The sequence below is a fragment of the Acidomonas methanolica genome (assembly GCF_004346035.1).
Lineage (GTDB): Bacteria > Pseudomonadota > Alphaproteobacteria > Acetobacterales > Acetobacteraceae > Acidomonas > Acidomonas methanolica.
In genome coordinates, this window is sequence record NZ_SLZN01000057.1 from 1 (window position 1) to 8456 (window position 8456).

The 8456-nt window shown below is 57.2% G+C and carries 13 protein-coding genes; 9 read left to right on the forward strand and 4 right to left on the reverse strand.

What is annotated here, in order from left to right:
- Positions 1-106 precede the first annotated feature (106 nt).
- Entirely contained in the window at positions 107-631 is a 525-nt protein-coding gene (locus EDC31_RS16780) for a tyrosine-type recombinase/integrase (RefSeq protein ID WP_408735062.1), read from the forward strand.
- A 5-nt stretch (positions 632-636) separates the two neighbouring features.
- On the opposite strand, the gene EDC31_RS16785 is transcribed toward EDC31_RS16780, so the two are convergent.
- The 4 genes from EDC31_RS16785 to EDC31_RS16800 all read right to left on the reverse strand — a co-directional run bounded on the left by EDC31_RS16785 (position 637) and on the right by EDC31_RS16800 (position 3670).
- Positions 637-1707, reverse strand: a complete 1071-nt coding sequence (locus tag EDC31_RS16785) for a beta family protein (RefSeq protein WP_081797665.1) — start codon at positions 1705-1707, stop codon at positions 637-639.
- A gap of 10 nt (positions 1708-1717) precedes the next feature.
- Positions 1718-2218: an ImmA/IrrE family metallo-endopeptidase gene (locus tag EDC31_RS16790; protein WP_081797667.1), complete on the reverse strand. Its 501-nt coding sequence runs from the start codon at positions 2216-2218 to the stop codon at positions 1718-1720.
- Positions 2219-2230: 12 nt separating this feature from the next.
- The gene (locus EDC31_RS16795) at positions 2231-2644 is read right to left on the reverse strand and encodes a hypothetical protein (protein ID WP_132127191.1); all 414 of its coding nucleotides are present in this window, start codon (positions 2642-2644) and stop codon (positions 2231-2233) included.
- 153 nt (positions 2645-2797) lie between these two features.
- Positions 2798-3670, reverse strand: coding sequence for a LysR family transcriptional regulator (locus EDC31_RS16800; protein ID WP_042059767.1), 873 nt, complete (start codon positions 3668-3670; stop codon positions 2798-2800).
- 89 nt (positions 3671-3759) lie between these two features.
- Here EDC31_RS16800 and EDC31_RS16805 point away from each other — a divergent pair, with 89 nt between their 5' ends.
- The 8 genes from EDC31_RS16805 (at position 3760) to EDC31_RS16835 (ending at position 8301) form a co-directional block, all read left to right on the forward strand.
- Positions 3760-4734 (forward strand): quinone oxidoreductase family protein, encoded by a 975-nt coding sequence (locus EDC31_RS16805; RefSeq protein ID WP_042059768.1) that lies wholly within the window; start codon positions 3760-3762, stop codon positions 4732-4734.
- A 226-nt stretch (positions 4735-4960) separates the two neighbouring features.
- Positions 4961-5170 carry a transcriptional regulator domain-containing protein gene (locus EDC31_RS17855; protein ID WP_042059769.1) on the forward strand — a complete coding sequence of 70 codons (210 nt, stop codon included), beginning with the start codon at positions 4961-4963 and terminating at the stop codon, positions 5168-5170.
- Between the two features lie 121 nt (positions 5171-5291).
- Positions 5292-5747 (forward strand): DNA -binding domain-containing protein, encoded by a 456-nt coding sequence (locus EDC31_RS17860; RefSeq protein ID WP_052511991.1) that lies wholly within the window; start codon positions 5292-5294, stop codon positions 5745-5747.
- Between the two features lie 160 nt (positions 5748-5907).
- Positions 5908-6216, forward strand: a complete 309-nt coding sequence (locus EDC31_RS16815; RefSeq protein ID WP_132127192.1) for a helix-turn-helix transcriptional regulator — start codon at positions 5908-5910, stop codon at positions 6214-6216.
- Between the two features lie 5 nt (positions 6217-6221).
- Entirely contained in the window at positions 6222-6707 is a 486-nt protein-coding gene (locus EDC31_RS16820) for a DUF2840 domain-containing protein (RefSeq protein WP_132127193.1), read from the forward strand.
- Positions 6704-7273, forward strand: coding sequence for a S26 family signal peptidase (locus EDC31_RS16825; protein WP_042060808.1), 570 nt, complete (start codon positions 6704-6706; stop codon positions 7271-7273). Before EDC31_RS16820 ends, EDC31_RS16825 begins: the two co-directional genes overlap by 4 nt.
- 25 nt (positions 7274-7298) lie before the next feature.
- Positions 7299-7637 carry a DUF736 domain-containing protein gene (locus EDC31_RS16830; protein WP_207912138.1) on the forward strand — a complete coding sequence of 113 codons (339 nt, stop codon included), beginning with the start codon at positions 7299-7301 and terminating at the stop codon, positions 7635-7637.
- Positions 7624-8301: a lytic transglycosylase domain-containing protein gene (locus tag EDC31_RS16835; protein ID WP_132127194.1), complete on the forward strand. Its 678-nt coding sequence runs from the start codon at positions 7624-7626 to the stop codon at positions 8299-8301. Before EDC31_RS16830 ends, EDC31_RS16835 begins: the two co-directional genes overlap by 14 nt.
- Positions 8302-8456 lie beyond the last annotated feature (155 nt).

The following is an 8456-nucleotide window of genomic DNA, read 5'->3' on the forward strand; positions in this document are numbered from 1 at the left end:
CACCTCCCAAACGACGTCAATAACGACGTCGTTAACAACAGGAGATTACCAATCATCCAATCCACTCATAAGGCGGCCCTGAGCGGCCGGTTACCAACTAGGCAAGGTGCTCCGCGAGGCAGACGGCGAGCCGGAAGCCGCGACCTGCATCCGGCTACTGTTGCTAACCGGATGCCGCCTTGGGGAAATCCAGACCCTGAAATGGGACTATGTGGATGTCCGCGCCAGTGTCCTGCGACTACCGGATTCCAAGACCGGAGCCAAGGTCGTGCCCATCGGTAAGGCGGCGCTGGACGTTCTGGCGGACATTCCCCGGATCGACGGCAATCCCTATGTCATCACCGGGAAGGTGGGCGGGCAGTATCTGACCGACATCCAGAAACCGTGGCGACGGATACGCGCGCGGGCCGGACTGGATACGCTACGCATCCACGATCTGCGCCATTCCTTCGCATCGGACGCGCTCCAGCTTGGCGCGGACCTGACCATGATCGGGCGGTTATTGGGCCATACGCAGGTGCAGACCACCGCGCGGTATGCCCATCTCAAGACCGATCCCATTCGGGAAACCGCAAATAAGGTGGCAGATTTTATTTCAGCATCACTAATAAAATATCAAATTTCCATGTGAATAAATCATATCTCATCCAAGAATGGCTCATCTCCATCAACAATCATATCGTTGCCACCAAACATGGCTTGTCTATGCAAATGTATATTTATCCGTGCTGCTGCGGCTGTACTCGGACTGCGTATTGCTCCTGGCTCGCCATTTGCTGTCCATTTAATGGTGTAAGTTCCCCAAATATCTAAGTCGGCAGGCCATGACGAATCAGTGATAACTCTTTGTGCTATTTCTGAATATGTTTCTGTTGCATCTAACTCTTGATCTTGACGAAAGGATATCCAATCACCTGATTCTGGCAAATCAATACGCGGCACATTCTTCATCGGGCTCGGAGGGGACGGGGGACGTGTACTACCCCAATCTCCATAAATTAAAATGGCTGCATTATGTCTTCTTACCAAACTATTATAAACTATCCTTTCCTCGATTGATACTTTACCTCGATCTCCCAAGTTAGAGAATTTGTCTGGGAAACTGCTTCCCGAGATTACCAATTCAGTTTCCGGGCGATCTCTTGAGACGAACTCAACAATACCAGAGGCCCACATTTCTCTACCAATGATATCTCTAGACCATCCAAGGTCTACAAATATCGAGAAATCACTCAATTTTTTCAGTATTTTCTCAAGAATCGAAATGTAATTTTGAACAGAACCAAACTCAATTCTAACAACGACACCGCGATCAAGTGCTTCAATATGTTTAATTTGTTCGTCGAGATTTAGAAGAGTCCCACCGCTAATACGCAAGACTGGGATTGCGTATGGTATCTCAGAAACCAGCTTATAATAAGATGCGAACCCCTTTTGGGGGTCAAACAATTCTCTAAATTCTTGACATGCTTCCGCATCGGACTGCACATTTTTCTTCGATATGTCTAAATCGAGAGCAAAACGGCGCTTACCAATCGCAGAAGTAATTTTCTCCCAAGTTTTTTCTAACTTTTTTGCGTTTGGCCAAGGACGCGCGACAATAAGAGGAAAAATTCGATCTTTCGTTGATGCTGGAAGTTGAGAAAGAGCTTTCATTTCAGCCACGCGCGCATACAGCGTGGGGCAATAAGGAAAATTTTCCAGCATCACGAGCCCTCTAGGCTATTCCCAATCGAACTTTCATAGCAGGTACAGACACCCGAAATATAGCAGCTAATTTCTCAGCCATTTCTTCATTTCTTTTGCCGCCTAAACGCTTTATCTCTGCACTCACAGCCTTTTCTGGCATTACAAGATCTGCCGCCAATTTATTGGCCTCTGTCTCTTTCCTCGACGTAAGTTCCGATCGATACATAATACTATCCACCACCCCAGATCCTATGTCATGGCGGTGCAACAAATAATGCGCTATCTCATGTGCTACGGTAAACCGCTGCCGTTCAGAAACTTCAAATTTGTTTACTCGAATCTCAAAACCAGCCGGCGCATCCTCAGATGGTTGAATCAATCCTGATATTCTCGGAGCCAAGGGCGCTCGCACAACCTTCAAACCTAATGCATTTGCGAGTTCACCAATTTTTACGGGAAAAACAGCCGTAAAGCGTCTGACGATCGCAGCCTCATCTTCTCTAACACGATCATCAACCAATAAGCTCATAATCCCCAACCCTCACGACACCGAATTACCATTACCGTTCACGTCATCACCATCCACAGATTCAACTCCACGAAACATAAGTTCTTCTGTCTTTCTCTCAATAGTGCTAACAACTATACTATCCAAACGACCACCTTTTTTAAATCCGTTCAGCAAGAAGTCTTCAGTTTTATCGTGGACTTTTTTCTCAATAGATGTCCAACCAACAAATCCTATCACAGCAAGGAAGATCGCTAAAACGGTCATTAATAGCGATATAGCCGTGAGGAGGATAGATATAAAATCGGCATATGAGAGATTATAATCGTTATTGCCGAAATGACGAGTTAATCCCCCACCTATTAAGCTAGAAAATATGCAAAGACCGATAATTCCTACCGCCTTAATACATCGACGAACCCACACCGACGCTTTATCTCTATTCATAGAAACATATCTCTAATCTATACATTAAGGACACCTATCCACTCGCATTCGGAGACAACGCATGCACAAATTTCCCGAATGGGGAAAATAGTCTAATTTATCATATCGATATGGGGCTTTCAATTTATGCTGTCATAATTGCAGGAACGATTATCAGCTTAACCGTGAGATAAGCGGACATCCAAGACCGATGATCTGCGCCAGAAAATTCATCACGGCCCGGATCGCCGGAGAACGTTTCAGGTCAGGATAGGTTACAAGCCACATGTCACGGGTCGGAGGTGTGTGCTCCACTGGCAGACGAACCAACGCCGGATCGTCATCTCCCATGAAGCGCGGCAAAACCACCGCTCCCAAGCCAGCCCGCGCGGCCTCCTGCTGCCCGAACAGATCGCTGGCCTGAAACACGATAGAGCGCCCTGTCAGGAGGGTACGGAGCCACGCCTGCTGGGTGATGTGCTCCAGCACAGGATCGTAGCCGATAAATGTCCATTCCTCCGGCGGTTTCGTTGCGACTTCCCGCGTCGCATAGAGCCCGAACCGCATCACCCCGATCCGCCGGATCATCAGATCAGGGTCTTCAGGCCGCGACAACCTTACCGCAATCTCCGCTTCACCACGGTTCAGCGCGACATTGTGCGAAGCCCCGGAGAGGACCAGCGTGACACCAGGATGGTCGCGATGGAAATTCACCACATGCGGCGCGATGAGACGGGCCGCGACAGCAGGCGAAGCGCTGACACGCACGGTCTCCGATGGCGACGCCGCATACCCCCGCGCCCGTCGTTCGATGGCCTGGACCTGTTCGGTGATTTTTGTCGCCAAAGACGCAATCGCTTCCCCTTCCCTAGTCAGGGTCGTGCTGCGGGGCAGGCGTTCGATCAACCGGAGCGCCAGGGCTTTTTCGAGGGATGAAACCCGTCTCCCGACTGTCACATGATCCACGCCGAGTTCGCGCGCCGCTGCCGAAAGAGACCCAGCGCGGGCGAGCACCGAAAAATAGTGAATGTCCTGCCAGTCGATCATCGGTGAATTTTCGCACAAGTAAGGTGAAAAGTTTAGGAATTTTCTCACCCGCCAAAAACGTGCCTGCTGCCCGGAAAGGGAGACAAATCATGCCGATAGCCATGGCGATAAATAGCCCCGGTGGACCGGAGGCACTGCAAGCGATCGAAATCACCATAACGGAACCAGGGCCGGGCGAAGTCCGCATCCGCCAATCGGTTATCGGCGTGAACTTCGTCGATATTTACTACCGGATTGGCCTGTATCCCCTGAATGCCTATCCTGCGGTATTGGGCTTCGAGGGGGCCGGAACGGTCGATGCCATTGGCCCCGGCGTCGTGAACGTCCAGCCCGGCGACCGGGTTGCCTACCACGGCATGCCAATGGGCGCATACGCCGAGGTCCGTGTCCTGCCGGAAAGCCGTCTGGCGAAACTCCCCGACGGCATTTCCGATCGCGTGGCGGGCAGCACGATGCTGCGTGGCCTCACCGCCCATATGCTGCTGCATAAGGTCCATGTCGTACGACCCGGCGACTGGATATTGGTCCATGCTGCCGCCGGAGGGGTAGGCCAGCTTGTTACGCGCTGGGCCAAGCGCCTCGGCGCACATGTGATCGGCACGGTCGGCTCCGAGGGCAAGGCGATTCTGGCAAAGGATGCCGGTGCCGACGAAGTGCTACTGCATGGCGATGGAGGCTGGGTCGAACGAACCCGCGCCATCGCTGACGGCAAAGGCGTGCATCTGGCGATCGATGGCATCGGCGGCGGCATGCTGGCCCAGACCCTGGGAGTCGTCCGTCCGTTCGGCATCGCCGCAAGCCTCGGCCAACCGGCCGGGCCGATCCCGCCCGTGCGAGTCGAGGATCTCGGTTTCACCCGTTCGATCGCCCTGATGCGTCCCAGTTCGATCGCCTATGCCAATGACCCGGAATTATACCGACGCAGCACCGCCGATCTTCTGGCGGCACTACAATCCGGCCTGATCAATCCGATCGGTGCGGAATATCCTCTCAGGGAGGCCGCCCGCGCGCATGCCGATCTGGAAAGTGGAAAGACGACGGGCAGCGTCATCCTGACTGTGTAAAGCCGCTGGTTTCCGGCTTTGGGGGACGCAATTCGCTTTCATGCCCGCCCACAACGAAGCGAGACAACGCGGCGCGTCCCTCAGGGGCCGCACGTTAATTCATGATTCATATGACGCACATCACGCCATTTCGTGATGCGCGCTTCGCACTATGCAAACAGGAAACCCGCCAAGGATCATCATCTGTCACCCCTACGGAGCCCACGAAGACAGGAGATCGCCCACCATGCCGATCGACATCTGGCAGTCCGAGACTGATCTGATCGCACTGAAACGTCTGGACGATGCCGGGCTCGCAGGTGCCTTCATGCGGCGCTGGCGCTCCTACCGCGACGATTACGCCGAAACATCCAGCCTGGTCGCAGCAGGAAGCCCCGATCCCGGCGGTGAATGGGACGTTTTCTGCCAGCGCTGGAGGTTGCGTTTTCCCGCATGACCCGGACCTCCCCGTCACCCGCGTTCCCATCATATGGCAAAGCCGCGCCACGACCAGCGTCATCAGCCTGACATCTGCCCTCGACGTCTTCGATCCGCCACCCCTGCCCGCTTTCCCGGCCATGGGAAGACAGGTTCTCCACAAAGCCGACCGGCTGGGGCAAGTCGTCGTGCTGGCCAGCGGCAGCGCCACCTTTACACTATCGCTGCATGGCGGCTGGAACGCTTCCGCCCGCCCAGCCGTACATCTTCCCCTCGATCCCCATTATCGTCGCCGCTCCGACGAAGCCTTACGATTTTCCGCCGTCGTGCTCGGCCACCGTCTGCCTGCGCGTCATCCCCGCCGGATCACACCGACCCGCCACCGCCAGCTTGTGCTGCGCCTGCACGCCTACGATCTGGCAACCGCAGACGCGAGCCTACGACAGATCGCTGCGACGTTGCTCGACCCGTCTGCCCTGACGATGCCCGACGATGTGTGGCGCGATTCGTCCCTGCGCACCATGGCCCGTACGCTCCGTGACGAAGGAAGCGCCCTCGTTCACGGAGGTTATGTGAGCCTTCTGGACGGGCTTTGACGTACCCATTCCTACGCCTGCCCACGACAGCTTACGCATTTGGGGAGGAAAAATCCGCGCGCGTCATTTCCTCCACTCCCTGACGGCATTTTTCCCGACAGCCTCCCGAAAGCGCCACCGCTTCACGCCCTGAAGCACGAAGCGCCGACAGGAGGTTTCCATGACCAACGACAAAACGGTGTCACCACCCCCGCTGACGCTACCACCGCCGCGCCCGGTGCCCGCGCGCTTCCTGCGCGACTATCTACGCACCACCGAGGTCGCCGAACTGCTCGGCCTCTCGCCCCGCACCCTGGAGAAATACCGCTGCATCGGCGAAGGTCCAGCCTTCCTCAAACTCGGCCAGCGTGTCCTCTATGCCCGCTCCGACGTGGAAGCCTGGCTCCAGGCCCATCGCTGCGCCCATACCTCCGATGATACGTACACGTCCGTCATCGACGCGCGGCGCGCCCGGAGGCGGGAACCATGACCGGCATGGACGCCTCTGACGCAGTTGCCCTCGGCCTGACCACAGTCGAACTGACCTTCATCGAGAAGCGCGTCGAGCACTGGATCAGGTTTGGTCAGCCGGTCTCAGACAAGGTGCTGGACAAGCGCCACCGTCTGCTCGCTTTCACGCCAGACAGCGTATTCGGCTTCATCCGCTGGACCGCCAACGACTACGGGACTGTCGTTTCCTGCTTCGACATCGTGCGTGCGGTGGAACTGGGGGCCGCCTTCCAGACCGTACCTTTCGTACGCCCTGGCGGCGAATTGCTGCTGGACGTGTCCGGCTGGCCGAAGGTCCGCCGGGTGTTGGAAGAGATCGACGCCATCGAGGAACTCGGGCTTCACCCCGCCGAAATCTGCCCCGATCACTGGCGCGTCCTCAACGGTAGCATCGCCGCCAACGTAGTCTCTCGTCCCTATACGCGCGCCATGCACAAGGCATGGCTGGCGCGTAGAAAGCTTACGTCATGACCCGGCGTTCCGTGCTGGCCGCGACGCTCACCGGGATCGCCATTGTCACGGCATCCGCATCCCTGCATGTCGCACCCCGGCTGTTGTGGAACGAGACGGCCAGCGTGCCGGTCGGGCTATATCGCGTCCAGCCCGGTAGCGCCCTGCATGTCGGGGACATCGCCGCCCTGCGTCTGCCCGACCGGCTGGCGCTGCTGTTGGCGCAGCGCGGCTATCTGCCGTTCGGCGTCCCGCTTCTGAAGCCCGTTGCGGCCTTGCCGGGGCAAAACGTGTGCCGCACGAAAAGCGCCATCAGCATCGGCGGTGCGCATGTCGGAGACGCGCTGGCCAGTGACCATCGCGGACGCCCTCTGCCGGTATGGCAGGGCTGTCATCGCCTCTTGCCTGACGAGATTTTCGTCATGAACCCGGCGGAACCGCGCAGCCTCGACGGACGGTATTTCGGCCCCCTTCCCGCCGCGTCCGTGATCGGCAGGGCTGTCCCGGTCTGGATCACCACCGGGCGTGCCGAACCTCATTCTTACGAGATGCCGTCACCCGTACTGCTGCCTCCGCCGCTGCAATGAATCCCCAACAGGAAAGACCATTCCGATGATCCATCTTGGCACCTTTACCCGCACCGAAAACGGGTTTTTCGGGCAGATCACATCCTTTCTCATGGCCGACGATCTGGCCATCGTTCCCAACGAAAACCGCACCTCCGAAAACGCCCCCGATTATCGCGTCCTGCGCGGTCTGGATGACGACGGGACGGAAGTCGGCTGCGCCTGGGCACGGCAGGGCGAGCGCATCGGACTCTGGCTCGCCGTGATGATCGACGATCCGCTGTTCGCACGCCCGCTGCGCGTCCGGCTGATGCCCGACCGCGACAACGCCGACAGCTTCCAGCTGGTCTGGAACCGGCCCGAGTGGCGTCATGGCCCGCGTTAAAACGGCGCTCATGCTACTGCCGATTTGCGGCGGTCTTGCAGCCAATTTGCAGACGGCCAGCGCCGCGCCGTTCGATGCCTATGTCACCGAGGCCGCCACGCGCGCGAACATCCCGCCAACATGGATCACGGCGGTGATGCGCGCGGAGAGCCAGGGTGATGCATCAGCGGTATCACCCAAGGGCGCGATGGGCCTTATGCAGATCATGCCCGACACATGGCGGAAGCTTCGCGCGGCATTGAATCTGGGGAGCGATCCATACGATCCGCGCGACAATATCACAGCGGGCGCGACCTATCTCCGGTGGCTGCATGACCGCTACGGCGATGCGGGCTTCCTCGCGGCCTACAATGCCGGTCCCGGACGGTATGAGGAACTGTTGAGAACCAGTCATGCGCTTCCCGACGAGACAAAAAAATATGTCACAAGAGTCGCCCGGCTGCTGCGCGGAGAGTCATTCGGCAATCCGGTTTTCGACGCGGGTTTTGTCGATCGACCGCACGCCGAAATACCGTCCGGAACTCGGCTTTTCGTCGGCCCGTTTGCATCCCGAGATGCGGCCCAGGACGCGCCCGAGGTGATACCAATTTTCGTTCAGGTGATGCGATCGGAGGCCCCACCTCATGACCTGTTCGTCTCCGTGTCGCAAAGGAGCGCACCGTGACGTCTTGTTTGCGGCATTGGCGCAGGTTTGTGCCATCGTGGCGTGGCTTTTTCGGTGGCTCTTCATGTATTCGACCGACATCAGGAAGAAGAAAAAGAGGAAGGCAAGATAAAACGGCCTGCCACGTCGGACGACGAAGCGCGGTCGCGCTTCGT